Consider the following 20,268-nt stretch of genomic DNA (forward strand, 5'->3'; position numbering starts at 1 on the left):
CGGTCTGTGTGATATCTGCGTCGAAAGGGATTATGGTGCGGCGCCCGCTGGCGACGGCGCACGGTATCCGGCAAGCCGGCCGAAAAATGTCATGACGTAATATCTGGCGATCGGAAAATCGAATTTTGCGAAATTGACCAGGGCTCCGCCGATCGGCCGCAGCAGGAAGCGGGCCACTGTCGGCAGGTCGCAGCGATTCTTGCGCATGACGCGCCCCATGCCGAGTCCGTACGGGAATGCCCGCGACACATTCAGGGCCACCGGCTTGTCGGGATGAATGATCCGCAGCCGGTGGATGTAGTGCCCGGACTTGCCGTGCGACAGCATGCGCAGGGCGAGGTCCTGTCCCTCGCCGGATCCGAAGCGCGTTCCCGGCCCGAGCGTTTCGTCAAATCCGCCGACGGCATCGAAAATGGTGCGGCGGATGAACAGGTTGAACTCGATCAGGCAGGTCCAGACGGTCTGGGTGTCGATGTCGCTGTCATGTTTCAGCCATCGGCCCGACCGCCCCGGAATGCCGCCCGGCAGGATGACCGACCCCGTGAGGAAGCCGATTCCGGGATCGTTCCGGAAAAACTGGTCGACCTGCATCAGGACGTCCGGGGTGTATTCGCAATCGTCGTCGGGGAAGGTGATGATGTCGCCGGTCGCATGCCGTGCCCCCAGGTTTCGGGCGTGGTTGCACAGGCGCACCGCGCTGCGCAGGTGAAGGATGGTCAGATGGCCGGCGAATTCTGCAATGACGGGATCGAGACGGCTGTCCTCGTTCTGGTCCACGATAATGATTTCGAACGATCGAACGGCCTGCCGGGTCAGGGACAGCAGAAGAGCCCGAACTTCGTCGGTGCGCCCCAGGGTCGGCACGATGAGGGAAAAGCGCATGGCGTATCGTCCGGAAATGGGGTGTCTACAAGGTCAGTATGCGTTCCGGGGTAATGCGGCCGCGCAGGATGTCCGCAAGGGCAAGGCCATTGCCGATGAGGCGTCCCCGGCGATCGACATAGGGTTCCGGCCGCAGGCTGAAGACCAGGTTCATCGCGATATTGCGTCCCACGCTGCGCAACGTGTGGTCCCAGGGAAACGAGCCCTTGCGGGAGAGGTAGATCGGATTTGCGACCTGCGAATATCCCAGGCGCCGGCCGGGGGTGCGTCCGGTCTTCGTGCCCATGTGAATGCCCTTGGCGCGATTGACCTTGACGATGCGGCCATGCCGTCCCAGGCGCCGGGAAAAATCGATATCCTCGTACCAGGCATAAAGCGGCAGGCGTTCGTCGAAGCGGATGCCATGGCGCCTGATTTCGGACATGCGGAAGGCCATGTTGCAGCCATAGCTGCTCCACACGGTCTCGACCGGCGGCAGGTTCGGGGTGTCGTTGATCCTGGGGTCGGCCAGCATCGCCAGGGCGGTATCGGCCGAAATGCCCGGTCCCTTGGCGCCGTCGGCAAGGACCCGCCCGGTTGCGGCGGAAATGGTCGGATCGCTCTGGAACGCCTGGACGCAATGGAGCAGGTAATCCCGGTCCGGAATGAAATCGTCGTCGAAGAAGACGATCAGGTCGGTGTCATTGGCGTTGTCCAGCAGGACATTGCGTTGGTGGGGGGCGCCCATCGGCCCGTGCCGCAGAGCGAGGTCGTCGGCCTCGATCAATCCCGCTGCGTCGGACGCACGTGCCGTGCAGACGACGATCCGCTGTGCGGGATAGCTCTGGTTCCGCAGTTCCTCGACGGTTTTGCGCAGAATGGCGGGACGTCCGCAACTGGCGATGGCAATCGTGACGGTCAGGGAGGTCTTCATCATACGGTTCCGGCTTGCGGGTAGACGGTCGGATGCCTGTGCGGCACCGGGGAAGGGGATGACGCGGCGCGAACGCGCGCCGACGACAGGAGATCGCGCGAAAGCGCGACATGCCGCGCGACGTAGGCGCGGGAATTCAGGCTGTCGCGCATCCGTTGCTGCGCATGGGCGACCATCGTGGCCTGGGCGGCCGGATCCGCCGCCAGTTCGGTGATGGCGCGCGCCAGGGCCGGTGCGTCGCCGACCGGCACATAGCGGATCGCGTCGTCGCCGAAATAATGGCGCAGCCCCCCCACGTCGGTGGCGATGACCGGCACCCCGCGCGCCGTCGCTTCCTGAATGGCCGTGATGCCCGACGCATGCTGGTTGGGACCGACCGGCACGACGACCAGGTCCGCCTGGTCGTACAGATCGAACAGCTCCGTATTGTTCGACAGCGTCGCCAGCGTCACATGTGCCGCCGTGGCAAGCGTCCGGCGTGCCGCACGGTCGGTGGTCGCGACGGTGACCTGGCAGGGAAGGTCCGACGTCGCCTGCAGCAGCGTGGTCCAGTCGCGGTGCCGGTCATTGCCCAGGGACAGGACGCGGACCGGCGTGCCCGGTGCCGGACTGTGCGGGGGGCGGGCAATCATCTCGTCGATCCTGATGCCGAATTCCATCAGCACCACGCGCTGGTCGGGAAACAGACTTGCCGCCTGGGCCATGTTGCAGGGGGACAGGAAGGTCAGGATATCAGCCCGGGACAGGAGATTGCGGAACACGAAGCGATTTTTCCGCGATTCCGTCGACCAGCGATCGATCAGCCAGACGCTTTGCGCGATCGTCCGGGGATGCCGGCGCCGCGGAAAGAGGCGCAGCAGCAACTGAACCGCCAGGGACTGGGATTCGGTATGGGTCCAGACGACGTCGCTTGCGAAGATGGCGGCACGGTTTCGCCAGGCATGAATGAAATCGAAGCCCAGCAGCAGGCGTACGGAATAGCGGACGAGGCGGCCGGGAACCCCTTCCGGCGCGTCTTCGGACTGGGTGACGGTGAAACCGGGTTCGGAGGCGCGCAGATAGCCGTATGCGTATTCCTCATTCAGGCCGAGGATGCGTCCCTCCTGCCACCGCGCATGCCATGTCGTGGCCCCATAGCCGTAGCTGAGTTGCACGAAGGCGCGTATGGGCTGGCCGGCGTCATTCATCGCCATGTAATGTCCTTTCCGACAGGTCAGAAAACCCCGACGCTGACAATCGCCAGGTTTCGTGCGGCCATACGTCCGATCTGGGCTGCACGGGCGGTGGCCGCAGTCGCCCGGTTCCCGGACTGGCGGCAATAGTTGCCTTCCAGATTCAGATGCAGGCCGTAGCGCGCGTTGACCGTCCTGCCGAACCGTCCGCTATATGCCCGGGCCGCCATGAAGGACCCCGAGCTCAGCCGGGTCACGCCGCTGACATACAGGGCGTCCCCGCTCGGGACGCTGCACCAGATGACCGTGGGCGGCCGCATCGGCTGCGCGGCCAGGTCCGGGCCCGGGTCGTCCTGTGCGACGGCGGGACGGCAGGTCACGGCGGCAAGCAGGGCAAGGCCGCACAGCACCGTCCCGCGGTGCGCCGCCAGGCCGGGTATCGTCGCGCGGCGCCTGAAGGGGGAAGCGGACTGCATGGATGCCTCCGGCCTGCCGTAGTCGGGTGCCTGTCTGGTCGTGCTCATCGCCGCCCGATGCCTCCTGGCCTAGGATGTCAGCAGGCCGTACTGGCTGTAGATGCCGAGCTGGCGCCTCTCGGACCCTTCGAGCCCGCGTGAGGGCACCTGCGTCAGCACGCCGCCCAGAACGCGGGCGTCGTAGGCGTGCAGGATCCGCATGCCTTCGGCCAGCGCCGACGGTGCCGTCAGTCCCCATTTGACGACCATCACGACGCCGTCGGTCTGCTGCGCCAGGACGGCGGCGTCGGGGAAAGCCAGGACGGGGGGCGTATCCAGGATGATCATGTCGTAGTGCGGCGAGAACTGCGCCAGGATCCGGCTGAGTTCCAGCGGCGAGACCATCGCGCAATTGCGTTCGTTCCGGGGCCGAAGGGTCAGGATGTCCACCCCCGGCAGCACGTCGCGGGTCAGGCCGCCCGACGCGGGGTTGAGCGGAAGGGTATTGTCGCCCGGACGGTCGGACCTGCCCACGACCGCCAGCGCCGAGGGGTTGCGCGTGTCGCAATCGATGACCAGCGCGCGCTGCAGGTCCCGGCCCGTATTGGCCGCCAGGGACACGGCGAAGGTCGTCTTGCCTTCCCCGGGGCTGGCCGACGTGACGAGCACCACCTTCGCCCGGAAGCGGCTGTGGCCGAAGCACAGGATGCTGCGGATGGCTTCGATCGTCTCGACATAGGCCGAGGATGCCCCTCCGGAACGGTAATGCCGTGCCAGGCCGCCGCTCAACGCCGGGACGAGGCCCAGGGTGAACAGGCCGGGCACCGAGTCCAGCTGGGACGTACTGCGGATGCCGTTGCGGATCCGGTCGATCACCAGGGCCGCCCCCGTGCCGAGCATCAGCGAAAACAGGAAGGTAATGGCCATGTATTGCAGGCGCGGCGGTCCGGCGAAGCCCAGGGGGGTCTCGGCACGCGAAATCAGGTCGGCTTCCGGTTCCTGCAACTGCGCCTGCGTCGATGTCTGGGCGAACCGGCCCAGATAGTCCTGATAGACGACGCGCGCGGCATTGGCCTCGCTTTCAAGCTGGCGCAGGCCGACATTCGCCTGGTTTTCGCTGGTGACCTGGCGCTGCAAGGCGTCCACGGCGCGGCTCAGCGCCGCGACGCGGGCCTCGGCGGCGCTGACGTCCTTGGCGATGCTGTCGGCGATCCTGGCGGTGGCCATGCCGATCTGGCGCTGGACCTGTGCCTCGCCCGCCTGCGCCGCCTTCAGCTCGGGATTGCCGTCCAGATAGGACTGGCTGAGGGTGGCGACGTGGCTGCTCAGCTGGGCGTGCTGCGTCTGGAGCTGCTGGATCAGCGGGGCCGCCACGACTTCGGGAAGATTGCCCAGCGTGCCGTTCCGCGCGGCTTCGCGGACTTCCATGTAGCGCGAGCGCTTTTCCTCCAGAATTCCCTGCGCGACGGTCAGTTCCTGGTTCATGTGCATGAGCTGCTGGTCCGCGACGGTCGACATGTCCGCGCCGCCGCCGCCCGGGCCGGGCTGCTGTTCCATCCGTGCCGAAATCAGCCCGTTATGTTCGCGGAAGGCCTCGACCGCCTGCTCCGCCTTGCGCAGCCGTTCGCGCAGGGGCACGATCTGTTCGTCCAGCAGGGCGTTCGCCCGCCACGTCGCCGCGACCTTCATCTGGCGCCGGAAATCGAAATAGACGTCGGCATAGGCATTGGCGATCCGTGCGCTGGAGATTGGATCGGCGGTCTTGGCCGTGATCGTGATGATGTAGGATCGCCCGTCATTGAGGACGGTCACCTTGTTGGCCAGCATCATGGCCGTGGCCTGGAGGCGCTGGGCCGGCGTCATGGGTTTCGCCGGCGGGGGCGGCTGGCCGATGATCGTGAACACGGTGTTCATGATCCTCGCCTTGAGAGGAACGTGGGTGAGCGCATCGCGGAATTCCGGATCGTCCACCAGGTGAAGCTGGCTTGCCACGGCAGTCGCGATCGAGGTGCTGCGCAGGATGCCGACCTGGGTATTGATCGCCACCGTATCGACGTCTGCACCCGAGGTGGTGGCCTGCAGGTCACGGAACGGCGTCTGACGCGTGCCGACCATCAGGACGGAGGATGCCGTGTAGTACGGCTTCATCTGCTTGATGGCGAACCCGGCTGGAAGGCTGATTCCCAGGGTAATCAGGGCGACCGTAAGGCGATGACGGCCGACAGCGCCGAAAACCTGCGTGGGGGATGCCTGCTGGCTGGCGGAATGGTCTGCCGGCAGGCCACTCAGAGACGCTAGCTGGAGCTGGTTCATGGCATGATCTCTCGCGTCAGGGCAAAGGGGAGATGGCAATGGATCCGGGTGTCGAGGCGTCGTGCGAGGGCTGGTCCTAGCGGGCCCCGTTCTGGAACAGGACGGCGGGCACGGTCTTGGCCAGGATGACGACGTCGTTCCACAGGCTCCAGTTCCGGACATACCAATTGTCCAGCTGTACCCGCCGGGGATAGGACGTGTCGCTGCGGCCGCTGACCTGCCACAGGCCGGTAATGCCGGGGCGGATCGCCTGGTAGTATTCTATGTCGTCGCCGTAATGATCCTGTTCGGCCTCGACGATCGGCCGGGGGCCGACGAGGCTCATTTCCAGGCGAAGCACGTTCAGGAGCTGCGGCAGTTCATCCAGGCTGGTCTTGCGCAGGAAACGGCCGATCGTCGTGATCCGTGGATCGTTCGTCAGCTTGCGCGATGCCGCCCATTCCGCCGCCGCCTGGGGGTCGCGCGCCAGCAGGTCGGCCAGGATATGGTCCGCATTCTGCGCCATCGAACGGAATTTGAGGCATCGGAAGGTGCGCCCGTTCCGCCCGATGCGAAGATGGCCGAACGTCGCAGATCCCCCGTCGAGTCGCACCAGCACGTAGAGCATGACAAAGAGCGGCAGCGTCAGCAGCAGGAGAACGGATGCCACGGTAACGTCGAACGCGATTTTCGTCGCCCGATGGAAGGGCTGGTCCAGGCTGCTGCGGAAGGTCAGCATCATGGTATCGTGGCTGAAATAGCAAAGACGTTCATGATCGAGGGGAACGCCGGCCATCTGCGGCACCAGCGAGAACGGAACCCGTCCGCGCGTGACCCGGGAAATGACCGCGCGCCCGGTATCGTCGTTGGCGTCGACCGCCAGGACCAGCCGTGCCGCGCCATAGCGTGTCAGCAGGACGCGCGTCAGATGGGCCGGGGCCACGCGCAGCAGCGTATCCGACGAGACGCAGCCGACCGATCGCAGGCCGGGCAGCCGCTCGCTGGAAAAGGCTTCGACGGCGCGGGCGCATGTGTCCGGGTTTCCGACCAGCAGAACCGGCAATTGCCATATCCCAAAGAAATGCAGGATATGTTTGGTGGTCTGGCGGAAGGAGATCGCCAGAATGGAAAACAGTGTCCATTGTTCGATCAGCGGAAGGGCCGCTCCGGCCGGCCACAGGGGGAACCATATCCCCGATGTCGCCACCATCACGGCGAGGGTTGCCGCGATGATCTGCGGCACCTCGCTCAGGAACGGAAGGCGGTCGCGGTAATGGCCCTTCTTGGAAAAATAAACTGTCAGGCCGGCGAACATGAAGATGGACAGCCAGAGCCCCCTGGTGCCCGCCATGGGATCGGCGGGCGCCGCGTGCAATCCGGACATCACGTGAACGGTGGCGGTGGCGATGGAGAACGCCATGACGTCGCCAAGCATCAGAGCATATATCGACAAATAACGAAAAGACGGGACATGTGATGGAATAAGCGGCTGAGGGGGGTCGGCGGCAAGAATGTTGCTGTCTTCCGTCCGGCCAGCAGCGTTCGGCATTCCAATAACTATGCTGGAAATCTGCGTAGTCATAATACATCCCCGTATTGAAATATGAAAATAAAATACAAATCGTCAAAAAAACGGAGACAAAATAAATTACGTGGTAAAAAATTCGTAAATAAATATGATTTTTTAATATTCCGCGTCGTGTCAATATATGTCGCGTGATCAGAGTGCGCTATACGCGGGATATACGCCAAAGTTTCACGGTAACTCGTAATAAAATAAAGAACCTGGCCGAATGAAGAAACACGATAATGTGATGGTATCGGGAGGCGGTGGCATTGCAAATAAAGCTGGCTAAGAGGGATGCGTTTTCTCTAGATAGATACTGCGTTTCTAATAAAAAACATAATTCTGGAAATCGTCGAGGCACATCGACCTCTGCCAAAAACCGTCACATTGCAAGGCTTCCGGTGCGAACAACCTTACCTGTCAGTCTGGGTCTGATCGTCGTTGTCCCTTTGTTCCTGCCGGATATCGCATCCGCACAGGTGATCGACGCATATTTTCCACCCTTGGGAACGGGATTCGGCGACCTGACGACCGAGCCGGAGCAGGTGCGGACGCTGGAACATTATGCGCCGCAGGGGCTGCGCTACGGGCCTGTCCAGCTCGATGCTTCCGGCACCGAAAGCGTCGGGTATGACAACAATGCCGATCGCCTGGCGAACGGCCGCGGCAGTGCCGTCGTTACCTCCAGTGGCAGGGCGTCGGCCGTGGCCCGGTGGCAGCGCGATCAGGTTCACGCCGACATGAGCGTCGACGATTTTCGATTTATCTCCCAACCGATCCAGAACCGCACCAACTGGACGGTCGCCGCAGGTGGAACGCACGATTTCGGCCATGACCAGCTGGGTGTGGCGTACACGCATCTGTCGCTTGTCCAGACGCCCGTGGATCTTGGTGCCCTGGGCCTGAGTCAACCCGTGCCGTACCAGTATGATACTGCCCGGATAAGCTACACGGCCACGACCCATGGCCGTTTCAGCTTCATTCCCGAAGCCCAGCTCAGCCGCTTTCATTTCGGGCGGATCGATCCGTCGCCGATGCAGATCGACCAGAGCTACCGTAACCGCGCGGTGATTACCGAGGGCATTACGGGACGGTACGAACTGGCACAGGGCCGGCAGATCCTGGTTATGCTGCAGGGAACCGAGATCCGGTACATGAGCGGCAACATGGGACTTCCCACCCGCGATTCGAACGGTGCGTCGGGAATGGTGGGCATGGATTTCGGCCTGTCCGGACCGCTTCGTTTCCGGGCGCTGGTCGGATATCAGACCAGGCAGTACCGTTCGTCCGTGTTCGGCCATATCTCGTCCCCGATGGCGGAGGCCGAACTGGGGTGGAGCCCGACGCGACTGACGATGGCGACGCTGACGGTGCGCCATGGAATCGAGGACAGCGCCTTCGAAAATGTCGTGGGTTTCAGCTATACGTCGGCCGACATCGGGGTGCGCCACGCCTATAGCCGTAATATCGTGCTGATGGCCCATGCCGCCCTTCAGAAGGCGGATTATCCCCGGACGCCGGAGGCCCTGAACAATACCGTCCTGACCCAGGTCGGCGCGAACCAGGCGCTCTACAGCGTCGGGGTCGGGGCAAACTGGCTGATGAACCGTCATATCAGCTGGACGTTCAATTACAACTTTTCCAGCCAGCATACGGTGGGGGCGGGGAGTTTCCCCGACCATACCGTCATGCTCGGCCTGCGCTTCTCGCTCTAGCCCTCATAAACGGGAGCACACGAAGAATGCTGATGACCTGCTTCATGCGCCATCGGTTCGCCGGCCAGACCGTCCTTCTCGGCATGGCCGCGATCCTGGCCGGGTGCTCGGCTGGATCCGATCTTCAGCCCCTGCCGGCCTACGATCCGAACCAGTACAAGCTGGGCGTCGATGACGAGATCAGGGTCATCACCTATGGGCAGGACCAGCTGACATCGGACTTCCGGGTCGACAGCAACGGGAAGATCGCCTTTCCCCTGACCGGTGCGCTGCAGGCCGAAGGGCTGACGACGGCCCAGTTCGCGGCCGAGATCACGACCGCGCTGGAGAAGGCGCGCATGGTGCGCGAGCCCCATGTCTCGGTCGAGGTCACGTCCTACAGGCTGGTGTCCCTGCTGGGCGAGGTGGCGCGTCCCGGCCAGTATCCCTATCAGCCTTTCATGACGATGCTGACCGCGGTCGCCGCTGCGGGCGGATTTACTTATCGGGCCCTGGAACAAAGGGCCTATGTCGTGCGTCAGGAAGGTGATCATACGGTGGTGGGACGCATGGCGCCGCAGGATTATGTGAAGCCCGGCGACGTCATCAAGATCTATGAACGCCATTTCTGACCGTCGTCCCGGAGCGGCATGACGGTATTTTTGCGGTTTGGGCATGTGACCCATCATGTGTGCGATCTGCATGGTGCAGCGGCAGGTGCCGGAAAGCCACATGATCGGTCGTGACATGGGGGTGTATCGTGACGGTCATGCAGCCTGATCCAAACGTCGCGCCTGTCGTGAAGGTCGCGATCGTCCATGAATGGCTGGAGCATTTTGCCGGGTCCGAGCGGGTGGTCGAGCAGCTTCTGCTTATCTTTCCGCAGGCGGAACTGTTCGCTATCGTCGATTTCATGCCGGCGTCCGAGCGGGGGATGCTTGGCGGGCGCAAGGTCACGACCAGCTTCATCCAGCGGCTGCCCTTCGCGCGGAAGCTGTTCCGGAATTATCTCGGCCTGATGCCCATCGCGGTGGAACAACTCGACCTTTCGGGATTCGACCTGATCATTTCCAGTAACCATGCCGTGGCCAAGGGGGTCATTACCGGTCCCGACCAGATCCATGTCAGCTACGTGCACTCGCCCATGCGCTATGCCTGGGACATGCAGGCCGCCTATCTGCGGCAGGGGGGAATGGAGCGCGGGCTGAAGGGCCTGTTCGCGCGCTGGCTGCTGCATCGGCTCAGGAACTGGGACGTGCGATCGGCCAGCGGCGTCGACATGTTCGTTGCCAATTCCCACTACATTCGTCGCCGGATCCGCAAGGTGTACCGGCGCGAGGCGGCCGTCGTCTATCCCCCGGTCGACATTTCACGCTTCCAGGTGGCGCAGCGCCAGCGCGACGCCTTTGTCGTGGTATCCCGTCTTGTACCGTACAAGCGTGTCGACCTGGTGGTCGAGGCCTTCGTGCGGATGCCGCATCGCACGCTGATCGTGGTGGGGGACGGTCCGGAGCGGGACCGCATCGCAGCCCTGGCGGCGGGTGCGCCGAACATCACGATGCGCGGCAAGGTGCCGCATGACGAATTGCTGGAGCTGATGCAGGGCGCGCGCGCGTTCGTCTTCGCGGCGGAAGAGGATTTCGGCATCGCGATGGTGGAAGCCCAGGCGTGCGGCACGCCCCTGATCGCGTTCGGGCGTGGGGGGGCGCTGGATATCGTGCGCGGCGTGGAGGACGCCGGCGGCCCGACGGGCCTGCTGTTCGATCGCCAGACGTCGGACGCCATTGTCGATGCGGTGGAACGGTTCGCGGTGCTGGCCCCCCTGATGACACCGGAAATATGCCGGGCGAATGCCCTGCGCTTTTCCGAAGAGGCATTCCGCGATTCGATGCGCGAGGTGGTGGAGCGGGTCTTGTCGGATGACACCCGATCCATCCCGGCGCAAACGGCGAGCCGCAACACCGATTGACCATGGTGTAACCCAGTCCCTCTTCATGGGGCCTTTTTCATGATCGGAGGCCGCCGCCATGGTTCCTTTCGCCGGCTTGCTCCTTTTCCCGCTTTGCCTCGCATTGTGGATGCGGCCGGACAGGCTGCTGGAGATCCTGATGGTGGCCGGTGCCTTTCCGGCGGCCGCGGCGCTGATCCTGGGCGGCATGGGGGTGCAGCCGCCCCTGGTGCCGGGAATGGCCTTCATTTCCTATGCGCTGCTGCAGCGCATGCTGGGGGTGCGCTATCCCGGTGACCGGATCGCATGGTGGCTCTGCCTGCCGTTCGTGCTGACCACCGTCTGGACGGTCATGGGATCTATCGTGATGCCCCGGCTGTTCATGAACAGCGTCCTCGTCTGGCCGCAGAAAGGCGACGGTACCGGCCATCAGGTCCTGCTGGCGCCCAGTTTCGGCAACGTGTCCCAGGATATGTATCTGCTGATCAATGTCACGCTGATGGTGTTGGCGGCAGGATTCCTGACCCGGGGGGATATCCGCATCGACCGGCTGTATCGCGCTTATCTTTTCAGCGGTTGGGTGGTCTGCGCGATCTGCTTCTGGCAACTGGCGCATCGCCTGGCCGGCGTACCGTTTCCGGAGACGCTCCTGTATTCCAACCCGGGATGGAGCATCCTGAATGGGCAGATGGCCGGCCCGGTTCCCCGCATCAACGGATCATTCACCGAACCCTCGGCCTGCGCGACCTATCTGGCAGGGATATTGTACTCGATCCTCTGGGTCGTACTGCAGGGATATCGGCTGCCGATGGCGCGCCTGCTGATCCCGTTCGCATCGATCGCCCTTCTGTGCACGACGTCGACCACGGGTTTCGCCACGATGGCGGTGGGATTGCTGCTGCTTCCCGCGGCGGCCCTGGCCACCGGATCCATCCGGCTGGCGGGACGTGTCGTGCGTCTTGCCGTCATCGGCGCCGCGATCGCGGGGTGCGGGCTGCTGGTCCTTGTGACCGTGGCCCCGCATGTCGTGCCCGCCGCCCAGTTCGTTGTCGAATCGACCGAAACCAAGCGTGATTCCCAATCCTATCAGGAACGGTCGATGGCCGACACCGATGCGCTGTCCGTGGTGCCGCAGACCTACGGACTGGGCGCGGGATGGGGCAGTGTCCGTGCGTCCAGCCTGATCCCGGGCCTGCTGTCATCGATCGGTATCGTCGGCATGGTCGGACTGCTGATCTTCGACTGGCGCCTCGTGCGGGAGTCCATGACCGCGCGACGCCTGGTCCCCGCCTGTCCCGAGAGCCTGGTCATCGATGGCGGCCTGGCGGCGCTGGCCGGACGGCTGATCGCCGCCTGCATGGCCGGCCCCACGATCGGGGCGCCGGATTTCTACCTGATGATGGGGCTTGTGATCGCCGCGACCGCCCGTATCCGGGTATGGGTCCGTGCGAACGGCGGCGTGCGCGGACAGCGGGTTCCCGTCACCGGAGCGACAATGCCGGCCCATGCGGAACTGGCGGAAAGGGAAGGGGATCCGGGTGCGTTGGTCGTTTGCACTTGAAGCGGCGTTGGGACGATGCAATAACGAATAATATATTTCATATAAAATAATATTCAAAGACATTTAAAAGAAATATTTAGGAGTGGAGGCTGATTTGAGACGCAATATAGAGCTCGATGCCGTGCGCGGCATGGCGGCCTTCATCGTCCTTCTTTACCACAGTTGGCTGACCATGCCGGAGCCATGGCACGACATGACGGAGCCCGCGTCGATCTGGCGCGTGTTTCGTCCCGGGTTCCTGCTGCATTATACGCCGTTGCATCTGCTGGTCGCCGGGCCGGGCTGTGTCGGCCTGTTTTTCGTACTCAGCGGGTATGTCCTGTCGATTTCGCAGTCGGGTCAGCGGTCCGGCGGGTACGGACGTTTCGTCATCCGGCGCATCTGCCGCATCTATGTTCCGTTCGTCGCGATCATCCTTTTGTCCGCCCTGGCCTGGGGGATGGTCAGGCCGGGCGCCGTGCCCGAAGCCAGCGCCTGGTTCTCCGGCGGGCAGTGGTCGGACAGTCCGTCGATCGGCATTCTGCTGGGCCACCTGGCGATGATCGGAACCCCACGCCTGCAGAGTCTCGATCCGCCCATGTGGTCCCTGGTCATCGAAATGCGGATTTCGCTGATTTTTCCGTTCCTTTACATGCTTCTGACCCGTTATCGGGCGATGGGCGTCGCAGCCGTCGCGATCGTCTATCTGCTGTCCAGCGCCACGATGTCCATCATGGGCGAGAGCGTCCCGCTGTCCTTCGGGGGCAGCCTGCTCTTTACCCTGGAATACATGCCCCTGTTCGCCCTGGGCATCATCCTGCATGAGGAGCGCGAGAGGCTGTGGAACGCCTACCAGGCCATTCCTGTCGTGCGGCGGTATGCCGCGGTCGGGCCGCTGGTCATGCTGCTGATCGCCGTGCGGCAATGCGGGATGTGGCTGGTGGTGGTGCTGCTGGGCATTCCCAGCATCGGACCGGAAACGACGGTCGGCATGGTCAAGAAACTCGCCTGGCTGGTCACGGTCGGGGGGGGATCGGTGGCCGTGATCATGCTGGCCATTCACAGCCATCATGGCGCGCGCATTCTGGTCCTGCGGCCCTTTCAGTGGCTGGGAACCATATCGTACAGCCTGTACCTGGCGCATATGCCCGTGCTGATGGCCATGGTCCATCTGCTGCACGGACGTCTGCCGATACCTGCCATTCTGGGCCTGTCGATCATCCTGAGCTTGGCGGTCGCGGCGCTGTGTTTCAGATGGATCGAGGAACCGGCGATTGCGCTGGGCCGCCGGCTGACCCGTTCGCGCCTGCACATGCCAGGGCACGCGGTCCCGCAGCCGGCGAAATGAAGTCCACCCCTGCCATCCGGGCGCGCGGTGTCCCCGGCCCGGATGGCCGCTCCACGTCCCAGGCGTCTGGAGCGCGGCGGGCCGGTCGAGCATTTGTCCGGTAGAATCCCGGAATATTCAGAATATCACGAAGCCCAGGATGATGAGGATCCACAGGCCCACACCGATCATGACGGCGCGGACCAGTCCCCGTGCCGGGCGCAGGCCGTCCGTTTCGGTCGTCGGAGAACGGATGGGTGCTGCGATGTGCTGCTTGCCGGATTTTGCCATTTCCGTTTTATATCAATCAAGAAGATATTGAACACTGTTAATTCGGGAAGAGCGCGCGTCGGCCGATGGTACCGGACGGCGCCGCTCAGAGGGCGACCACGATCCGTCCGCGGATCCGGCCTTCCAGGAGATCACGGGCGGCGGGGATGACGTCCGACAGGGCGATCTCCTGCGTCATCGTTTCCAGTTCCGTGGGGTTCAGGTCCTGGGCCAGGCGGCGCCACGCCTCCACCCGTTCGGCGCGCGGGCACATCACGCTGTCCACGCCCACAAGGGTCACGCCGCGCAGGATGAACGGGGCGACGGTGGCGGGAAATGCCATGCCGCCTGCCAGGCCGCAGGCGGTGACGACACCCCGATACTGCATCGCCGCGCAGACGCTGGCCAGGATCTGACCGCCCGCGACATCCACCGCCCCGGCCCAGCGCGCCCGTTCCAGGGGGCGGCCGGGATGCGACAGGCTGTCGCGTCCCACGATCTCGGCGGCGCCCAGGGACCGCAGGTAGTCCTCTTCCTCCGGCCGGCCGGTGACCGCCACGACGCGGTAGCCCAGGCGCGAGAGCAGCGATACCGCCACGCTGCCGACGCCGCCGGATGCCCCGGTGACGACGATGTCCCCCGATGCGGGGCTGATGCCGTGGCGTTCCAGCGCCATGATGCACAACATGGCCGTATAGCCGGCGGTTCCGATGGCCATGGCCTGACGCGTGGTGAAGGCATCGGGAAGCGGCACCAGCCAGTCGCCCCGCACCGCGGCCTGTTGGGCCAGGCCGCCCCAATGGCTTTCGCCCACGCCCCAGCCGTTCAGCACCACGCGGTCGCCGGCGCGATAGTCCGGATGGCCGGATTCTGTGACGATCCCCGCCAGGTCGATGCCCGGCACCATCGGGAAACTGCGGACGACCGGTCCACGGCCGGTGATCGCCAGCGCGTCCTTGTAGTTGAGCGAGGAATATTCGACACGCACCCTGACGTCGCAGTCCGGCAGGCGCGCGGGTTCGAGCGACCGTAGCGCCGCGTGATAGCCGTCGGCGTCCTTCTCGATCAAGATCGCCCTGAACATGGTCATTCTCCTGGTGCGTGGTGGTGCGGCCTGGCGTCCGGGGCACGCAGGCCGGCAAGGAAAACCTTCTCGAACAGACGCAGCGGCATGGGCCCGCGTTCCAGCTTCGCGCGCAGCACCGCGCCTTCCCATCCGATCCAGAAGAAGGCGGCCAGATCCGCGCAGGACGATCCGGGGGCGATGTCCCCCGCGTCGCGGGCCACGCGCAGGCAGCGCGCCGTGCGATCCTGCCAGCCCAGCAGGACATCCTGCAGGCGCTGGCGGAACGATTCCGGCAACGCGCCCATTTCCTGGCCCAGATTGCCCACCAGGCAGCCCCGCCGATAGGCATGCCGGGCCATGCCGGCGCAGGCATCGTCGATCATCGCCCGCAGCCGGTCCAGCGGCGCGCGGGCGTCGTCGTTCAGGAACCGCTCCAGCCGCCGGTCGAAATAGGCGGCATATCCGTCGATCAGCCGCAGGCCGAACGATTCCTTGCTGTCGAAATAATGGTAGAATGATCCCTTGGGCACGCCGGCGATCCGCAGGATCTCGTCCAGGCCGGTGGCCACGTATCCCTTTTCGGTCAGCAGTGCGATGCCCGTACGGATCAGCAGGCCACGCACGTCATCGCCGTCGCCCGGCGCGCGCGGCGGACGCCCGCGCCGGCGCGGAGGCTGTGGTGCGACAAGGCGGGCAGGAGCGGCAGACATGCCGATTTATTAGACCGATCGTCTTTTAAAAACCAGTACCATTCGCGTGAGCCAGGCCGCGTTCAGCTGTCGCGTTCAGGCTTTGACCCGGGCGGGCCGTTCGGGCAGGGTTTCGCCCCGGCCCGCGATGCCGGTAGCCTGCCTTCTCACTCGCAGTTATGGAGAGCCTGTCGTGCCCCACTATCCGGATACCCTGCTGTTCATCGACGGACAGTGGACAGCGTCGGGGGACAACCGCTTCATCGACGTGGTGAACCCCGCGACCGAACAGGTGATCGGGCGTGTCGCCCATGCGGGCCAGCCGGAACTGGCGGCGGCGGCGGCGGCGGCCGAGCGCGGTTTTGCGGTCTGGGGCCGCATGTCGGTGTTCGACCGCTACAAGATCATGCGCGAGGCCGCGAACCTGCTGCGCGCCCGCGTCGACGCCATCGCCCCGATCATGACCATGGAGCAGGGCAAGCCGCTGGCCGAGGCGCGGGTCGAACTGCTGGCTGCCGCGGACACCATCGACTGGCTGGCCGAGGAAGGCCGCCGCGCCTATGGCCGCCTGATCCCGTCGCGCACCACGGGCGTGACCCAGGCGGTGATCCGCACGCCGGTCGGCCCAGTCGCCGCGTTCTCGCCGTGGAATTTCCCGGTCAACCAGGTGGTGCGCAAGGTCGGCGCGGCCCTGGCGACCGGCTGCTCCATCATCGTCAAGGCGGCCGAGGAAACGCCGGCCTCGCCGGCCGAACTGATCCGCGCTTTCGCCGACGCGGGCGTCCCCCCGGGGGTGATCGGTCTGGTCTACGGCACGCCGTCCGAGATTTCCGAAACGCTGATCGCCCATCCCGCCATCCGCAAGGTGACGTTCACCGGGTCGACCGCCGTGGGCAAGATGCTGGCGGCGCTGGCGGGATCGCACATGAAGCGTGCGACCATGGAACTGGGCGGCCACGGGCCGGCGATTGTCTGCGCCGATGCCGATGTCGACCAGGCGGCGACCACGCTGGCGGCGGCCAAATTCCGCAATGCCGGGCAGGTCTGCGTCTCGCCGACACGTTTTCTGGTCGAACGCCCGGTCTTCGGCCGTTTCGTCGAACGGTTTGCGACGCTGGCCGCCGCCCACAAGGTCGGTGATGGTCTGGAACCCGGCACAACCATGGGGCCCATGGCCAATGTCCGGCGCATCGACGCCATGGAATCGCTGATCGCCGACGCCACGACCAAGGGAGCGGAAATCGTCACTGGCGGCCATCGCGTCGGCAATTCGGGCTATTTCTTCGCGCCGACCGTCCTCTCCGGCATGACGGACGGGATGCGGATCATGAACGAGGAGCCGTTCGGCCCGGTGGCGCTGATGTGCCCGTTCGACACGCTGGACGACGTGGTGACCGAGGCGAACCGGCTGCCGTACGGGCTGGCCGCCTATGCCTTCACCGGGTCGGGCCGCACGGCGGCGCGTCTGCGCGACGAGGTGCGGACCGGCATGCTGACGGTCAACCATCTGGGCCTGGCCTTCCCGGAGGTCCCGTTCGGCGGAATCGGCGATTCCGGATACGGGTCGGAAGGCGGCAGCGAGGCGCTGGAAGCCTATCTGGACACGCGTTTCTTCACGATGCGCGAATATGCATGAGCCCGGCATGGCCGATGATGTGATCGCCGACCTGTGGCGGGCGCGTTACCGGACCGACCCGCCGGCCGGCGGACGGTCCGGGGACGACGTCCTGCGCCAGCTGCTGTCGCATCGCTCGGTCCGCGCCTATCGTCCCGACCCGCTGCCCGACGGCGCGCTGGAGGCCGCGGTGGCGGCCGCGCAATCGGCCTCGACCTCCTCCAACCTCCAGGCCTGGAGCGTGGTGGCGGTCGAGGATCCGGCCCGGCGTGCCCGTCTGGCGGCGCTGGCCGGCGGCCAGGCGCATATCACGCAGGCGCCCCTGTTCCTGGCCTGGCTGGTGGATCTGTCGCGCCTGTCGCGGCTGGGGGTGGCCCACGCCCATGCCACCGACGGGCTGGATTATCTGGAAACGTTCGTCGTGGGGGTCGTGGACGCGGCCCTGGCGGCGCAGAACGCGGCCGCGACCTTCGAATCGCAGGGGCTGGGGATCGTCTATATCGGCGGCCTGCGCAACCATCCCGAACAGGTGGCCCGGGAACTGGAACTGCCGCAGCGGTCCATGGCCGTGTTCGGCATGTGCGTCGGCCATCCCGATTCCGACCGGCCGGCCGCCATCAAGCCGCGCCTGCCGCAATCGGTGGTCCTGCATCGCGAACGCTACGGCATGGTGGACGAGGCCGCGGGCATCGCGGCCTATGACCAAAGCGACGCCGCGTTCCAGCGCGAACAGGGGCTGGCGCCGCGTGCCTGGTCCGACGCCGTGGTCCGCCGGGTGGCCGGGCCGGAATCGCTCAGCGGCCGCGACCGGCTGCGCGATGCGCTGGCGGCGCTGGGCTTTCCGCTGCGCTGACGCCGCTTGTCAGGGCCGCCCTGTCCCGCGGGCGGGCGGGCTTGACGTGTGGCGCGATCTGGGGACTCTGGCCGATCGACGCGGCCCGTCCGATGGGGCCGCGCATGCCTGTCAGGGGCCGGCGCGCAGAGGATCGCGCCGATGTGGTGGTGAAAGAGCAAGATCATGGATAGCGCCGATAATTTTCATTTCACGCTTTCTCCGCATCCCGCGCCGGTTCCGGCCGCGCAGCGTGCGGCCCTGCTGGCCGATCCGGGATTCGGCCGGGTCTTCACCGATCACATGGCGGTCGTCCGATACAAGGAAGGCCAGGGCTGGCATAACCCGACCATCAAGGCCCGGGCGCCGATCCCGCTCGATCCCGCCGCTGCCGTCCTGCATTATGCGCAGGAAATCTTCGAGGGGATGAAGGCCTACCGTGCCGCCGATGGTGGCGTGGTCATGTTCCGCCCCGATGCCAACGCCCGCCGTTTCCACCAGTCGGCCGAACGCATGGCGATGGCCCCCATCCCCGACGCCCTGTTCCTGGAGGCGGTGCGCCAGCTTGTGCGCGTCGACCGCGACTGGATCCCCGAAGGCGCGAACGCCAGCCTGTACCTGCGTCCGTTCATGATCGCGAACGAGGCGTTCCTGGGCGTGAAGCCGTCGTCGGAATATCTGTTCATCGTCATCGCCTCGCCGGTCGGGTCCTATTTCAGCGGCGGCGCGGTGTCCGTCTGGGTGTCCGAGGATTATACCCGCGCGGCGCCTGGCGGCACCGGGGCGGCCAAGTGCGGCGGCAACTACGCCGCCAGCCTGCTGGCGCAGCGCGAGGCCAAGGCCCAGGGCTGCGACCAGGTGGTGTTCCTGGACGCCGTCGAACATCGCTGGGTGGAGGAGATGGGCGGCATGAACATCTTCTTCGTGATGGACGACGGCTCGCTGGTGACGCCGCCCCTGGGCGGGACCATCCTGCCTGGCATCACCCGCGACGCGATCCTGACGCTGGCGCGTGACCGCGGCCTTGCGGTGCGCGAGGAACCGTACAGCATCGATCAGTGCTATGCCGACGCCGCCAGCGGCCGGCTGAAGGAAGTCTTCGCCTGCGGGACGGCGGCGGTCGTGACGCCGGTCGGCCGCCTGCGCGGCCAGAGGGGTGAAATCGTGATCGGCAGCGGCAATGGCGCCGACCCGGTGACGGAAAGCCTGCGCTCCGCCCTGATCGGCATCCAGCGCGGCCAGCTTCCCGACCCGCACGGCTGGGTGCAGCGGGTCGACTGACCCGCACCGCCGGCCGCGGCCGCGGGGCGGGCAGTGCCCGAATCCACCTGCCTTCGAGGTCCTGGACCCGATCGCGGATAAATGCCGGGTTTTTCCGAAGGGCGACGCCCTTTGGCGGGTTTCAGGGCGGCGCCCTGAGGCCTGTCGCCGTAGAGGAACTCAAATCCCGGCGAGTTTGCGCAGGATATGCACCGCCGCGATCCGTTCGCATTCGTTCAGCGGGGCCAGGGTCAGCTCGCTGATATGCAAGGCCTCGGGCACATGGGTGCGAACCAGTTCCTCGCCCTGCGGGGTCAGGGACACGATGCGCTGCCGCCGGTCCGCGGTGTCGTTATGGATGTCCACCAGATGCCGTTCCTTCAGGCGCGCCACGATGCCGCGCAGCGTCGCGTGGTCGATGGCGGTCGTGCGGCCGATATGGATCAGCGGGGCGGGCTGTTCGTCACGGATGGCCACCAGGACCGCGAACTGCACGGCGGTCAGCCTGTCGTCGGGAATCGTTTCCTGGAAGATCGCGGTATGCCGCTGGTAGGCGCGGCGCAGCAGATGACCGATCTGGGCGGACAGGTCGTAGGGGGCGGGGGGCACGGGTTTGCGCGGCTTGCCTGAATTCGTGTTCCTGGTCGCCGCCGTCATGCTGTCTCTTTCCGTTCTGGCCCTGTCGCGGGGGCCTGTCGGACAAGGACCATACGTGACTTGGTCCTGTCATGCAAAAAGCCGATACC

General features: G+C 65.3%; 18 protein-coding genes. 8 read left to right on the plus strand and 10 right to left on the minus strand.

The features are described 5' to 3' along the window. Window positions 1-30 precede the first annotated feature (30 nt). The 6 genes from HLH28_RS05310 to wbaP all read right to left on the minus strand — a co-directional run bounded on the left by HLH28_RS05310 (window position 31) and on the right by wbaP (window position 7,149). Window positions 31-882 (minus strand): glycosyltransferase family 2 protein, encoded by an 852-nt coding sequence (locus HLH28_RS05310; RefSeq protein ID WP_182955558.1) that lies wholly within the window; start codon window positions 880-882, stop codon window positions 31-33. Window positions 883-907: 25 nt separating this feature from the next. Continuing rightward, window positions 908-1,798, minus strand: a complete 891-nt coding sequence (locus HLH28_RS05315) for a glycosyltransferase family 2 protein (RefSeq protein WP_246395692.1) — start codon at window positions 1,796-1,798, stop codon at window positions 908-910. After that, window positions 1,795-2,988 (minus strand): glycosyltransferase family 4 protein, encoded by a 1,194-nt coding sequence (locus HLH28_RS05320; protein ID WP_246395693.1) that lies wholly within the window; start codon window positions 2,986-2,988, stop codon window positions 1,795-1,797. Before HLH28_RS05320 ends, HLH28_RS05315 begins: the two co-directional genes overlap by 4 nt. 20 nt (window positions 2,989-3,008) lie before the next feature. After that, window positions 3,009-3,491 carry a hypothetical protein gene (locus tag HLH28_RS05325; RefSeq protein WP_246395694.1) on the minus strand — a complete coding sequence of 161 codons (483 nt, stop codon included), beginning with the start codon at window positions 3,489-3,491 and terminating at the stop codon, window positions 3,009-3,011. 21 nt (window positions 3,492-3,512) lie between these two features. Beyond that, window positions 3,513-5,735 (minus strand): GumC family protein, encoded by a 2,223-nt coding sequence (locus tag HLH28_RS05330; protein ID WP_182955561.1) that lies wholly within the window; start codon window positions 5,733-5,735, stop codon window positions 3,513-3,515. Between the two features lie 76 nt (window positions 5,736-5,811). Next, a complete protein-coding gene (gene wbaP / locus HLH28_RS18000) occupies window positions 5,812-7,149 on the minus strand; it encodes an undecaprenyl-phosphate galactose phosphotransferase WbaP (RefSeq protein ID WP_246395695.1) in 1,338 nt (445 codons plus the stop codon). 611 nt (window positions 7,150-7,760) lie between these two features. Between wbaP and HLH28_RS05340 the strand changes: the two genes are divergently transcribed. The 5 genes from HLH28_RS05340 (at window position 7,761) to HLH28_RS05360 (ending at window position 13,811) form a co-directional block, all read left to right on the plus strand. Next, complete coding sequence (locus HLH28_RS05340) at window positions 7,761-8,996, plus strand: outer membrane beta-barrel protein (protein ID WP_338029660.1); 1,236 nt, start codon at window positions 7,761-7,763, stop codon at window positions 8,994-8,996. A gap of 26 nt (window positions 8,997-9,022) precedes the next feature. Then, window positions 9,023-9,607, plus strand: a complete 585-nt coding sequence (locus HLH28_RS05345) for a polysaccharide biosynthesis/export family protein (protein ID WP_246395696.1) — start codon at window positions 9,023-9,025, stop codon at window positions 9,605-9,607. A 137-nt stretch (window positions 9,608-9,744) separates the two neighbouring features. Then, window positions 9,745-10,944 carry a glycosyltransferase gene (locus HLH28_RS05350; RefSeq protein WP_182955568.1) on the plus strand — a complete coding sequence of 400 codons (1,200 nt, stop codon included), beginning with the start codon at window positions 9,745-9,747 and terminating at the stop codon, window positions 10,942-10,944. Between the two features lie 58 nt (window positions 10,945-11,002). Beyond that, window positions 11,003-12,484 carry a hypothetical protein gene (locus tag HLH28_RS05355; protein ID WP_246395697.1) on the plus strand — a complete coding sequence of 494 codons (1,482 nt, stop codon included), beginning with the start codon at window positions 11,003-11,005 and terminating at the stop codon, window positions 12,482-12,484. A gap of 94 nt (window positions 12,485-12,578) precedes the next feature. After that, complete coding sequence (locus tag HLH28_RS05360) at window positions 12,579-13,811, plus strand: acyltransferase family protein (protein ID WP_182955571.1); 1,233 nt, start codon at window positions 12,579-12,581, stop codon at window positions 13,809-13,811. Window positions 13,812-13,928: 117 nt separating this feature from the next. Here the strand turns inward: HLH28_RS05360 and HLH28_RS05365 are convergent, their stop codons facing one another. From HLH28_RS05365 to acuR, 3 genes are all read right to left on the minus strand, one after another. Continuing rightward, complete coding sequence (locus HLH28_RS05365; RefSeq protein WP_182955575.1) at window positions 13,929-14,081, minus strand: hypothetical protein; 153 nt, start codon at window positions 14,079-14,081, stop codon at window positions 13,929-13,931. Between the two features lie 85 nt (window positions 14,082-14,166). Further along, complete coding sequence (gene acuI, locus HLH28_RS05370) at window positions 14,167-15,144, minus strand: acrylyl-CoA reductase (NADPH) (protein WP_182955577.1); 978 nt, start codon at window positions 15,142-15,144, stop codon at window positions 14,167-14,169. A 2-nt stretch (window positions 15,145-15,146) separates the two neighbouring features. Beyond that, window positions 15,147-15,836: an acrylate utilization transcriptional regulator AcuR gene (gene acuR / locus HLH28_RS05375; RefSeq protein ID WP_182955580.1), complete on the minus strand. Its 690-nt coding sequence runs from the start codon at window positions 15,834-15,836 to the stop codon at window positions 15,147-15,149. A 172-nt stretch (window positions 15,837-16,008) separates the two neighbouring features. Here acuR and HLH28_RS05380 point away from each other — a divergent pair, with 172 nt between their 5' ends. The 3 genes from HLH28_RS05380 to HLH28_RS05390 all read left to right on the plus strand — a co-directional run bounded on the left by HLH28_RS05380 (window position 16,009) and on the right by HLH28_RS05390 (window position 19,543). Next, window positions 16,009-17,451: an NAD-dependent succinate-semialdehyde dehydrogenase gene (locus HLH28_RS05380; RefSeq protein WP_338029661.1), complete on the plus strand. Its 1,443-nt coding sequence runs from the start codon at window positions 16,009-16,011 to the stop codon at window positions 17,449-17,451. Between the two features lie 7 nt (window positions 17,452-17,458). Further along, entirely contained in the window at window positions 17,459-18,283 is an 825-nt protein-coding gene (locus HLH28_RS05385; protein WP_182955586.1) for a nitroreductase family protein, read from the plus strand. Between the two features lie 165 nt (window positions 18,284-18,448). Beyond that, window positions 18,449-19,543 (plus strand): branched-chain amino acid aminotransferase, encoded by a 1,095-nt coding sequence (locus HLH28_RS05390; RefSeq protein WP_182955589.1) that lies wholly within the window; start codon window positions 18,449-18,451, stop codon window positions 19,541-19,543. A gap of 159 nt (window positions 19,544-19,702) precedes the next feature. Here the strand turns inward: HLH28_RS05390 and HLH28_RS05395 are convergent, their stop codons facing one another. Further along, window positions 19,703-20,179 (minus strand): MarR family winged helix-turn-helix transcriptional regulator, encoded by a 477-nt coding sequence (locus HLH28_RS05395; protein ID WP_182955592.1) that lies wholly within the window; start codon window positions 20,177-20,179, stop codon window positions 19,703-19,705. Window positions 20,180-20,268: the final 89 nt, after the last annotated feature.

This window comes from Gluconacetobacter tumulisoli, assembly GCF_014174155.1.
In the GTDB taxonomy this organism is placed as follows: Bacteria; Pseudomonadota; Alphaproteobacteria; order Acetobacterales; family Acetobacteraceae; genus Gluconacetobacter; species Gluconacetobacter tumulisoli.

Excerpts from the sequence above, each read along its gene's own strand:
- acuR (WP_182955580.1), bottom strand. The coding sequence starts at position 15,836 with ATGTCTGCCGCTCCTGCCCGCCTTGTCGCACCACAGCCTCCGCGCCGG.
- HLH28_RS05355 (WP_246395697.1), top strand. The coding sequence starts at position 11,003 with ATGGTTCCTTTCGCCGGCTTGCTCCTTTTCCCGCTTTGCCTCGCATTG.
- HLH28_RS05320 (WP_246395693.1), bottom strand. The coding sequence starts at position 2,988 with ATGGCGATGAATGACGCCGGCCAGCCCATACGCGCCTTCGTGCAACTC.
- wbaP (WP_246395695.1), bottom strand. The coding sequence starts at position 7,149 with ATGCTTGGCGACGTCATGGCGTTCTCCATCGCCACCGCCACCGTTCAC.
- HLH28_RS05385 (WP_182955586.1), top strand. The coding sequence starts at position 17,459 with ATGGCCGATGATGTGATCGCCGACCTGTGGCGGGCGCGTTACCGGACC.
- HLH28_RS05395 (WP_182955592.1), bottom strand. The coding sequence starts at position 20,179 with ATGACGGCGGCGACCAGGAACACGAATTCAGGCAAGCCGCGCAAACCC.
- HLH28_RS05330 (WP_182955561.1), bottom strand. The coding sequence starts at position 5,735 with ATGAACCAGCTCCAGCTAGCGTCTCTGAGTGGCCTGCCGGCAGACCAT.
- HLH28_RS05350 (WP_182955568.1), top strand. The coding sequence starts at position 9,745 with ATGCAGCCTGATCCAAACGTCGCGCCTGTCGTGAAGGTCGCGATCGTC.
- HLH28_RS05325 (WP_246395694.1), bottom strand. The coding sequence starts at position 3,491 with ATGAGCACGACCAGACAGGCACCCGACTACGGCAGGCCGGAGGCATCC.
- HLH28_RS05310 (WP_182955558.1), bottom strand. The coding sequence starts at position 882 with ATGCGCTTTTCCCTCATCGTGCCGACCCTGGGGCGCACCGACGAAGTT.
- HLH28_RS05365 (WP_182955575.1), bottom strand. The coding sequence starts at position 14,081 with ATGGCAAAATCCGGCAAGCAGCACATCGCAGCACCCATCCGTTCTCCG.
- acuI (WP_182955577.1), bottom strand. The coding sequence starts at position 15,144 with ATGTTCAGGGCGATCTTGATCGAGAAGGACGCCGACGGCTATCACGCG.
- HLH28_RS05345 (WP_246395696.1), top strand. The coding sequence starts at position 9,023 with ATGCTGATGACCTGCTTCATGCGCCATCGGTTCGCCGGCCAGACCGTC.
- HLH28_RS05315 (WP_246395692.1), bottom strand. The coding sequence starts at position 1,798 with ATGATGAAGACCTCCCTGACCGTCACGATTGCCATCGCCAGTTGCGGA.
- HLH28_RS05390 (WP_182955589.1), top strand. The coding sequence starts at position 18,449 with ATGGATAGCGCCGATAATTTTCATTTCACGCTTTCTCCGCATCCCGCG.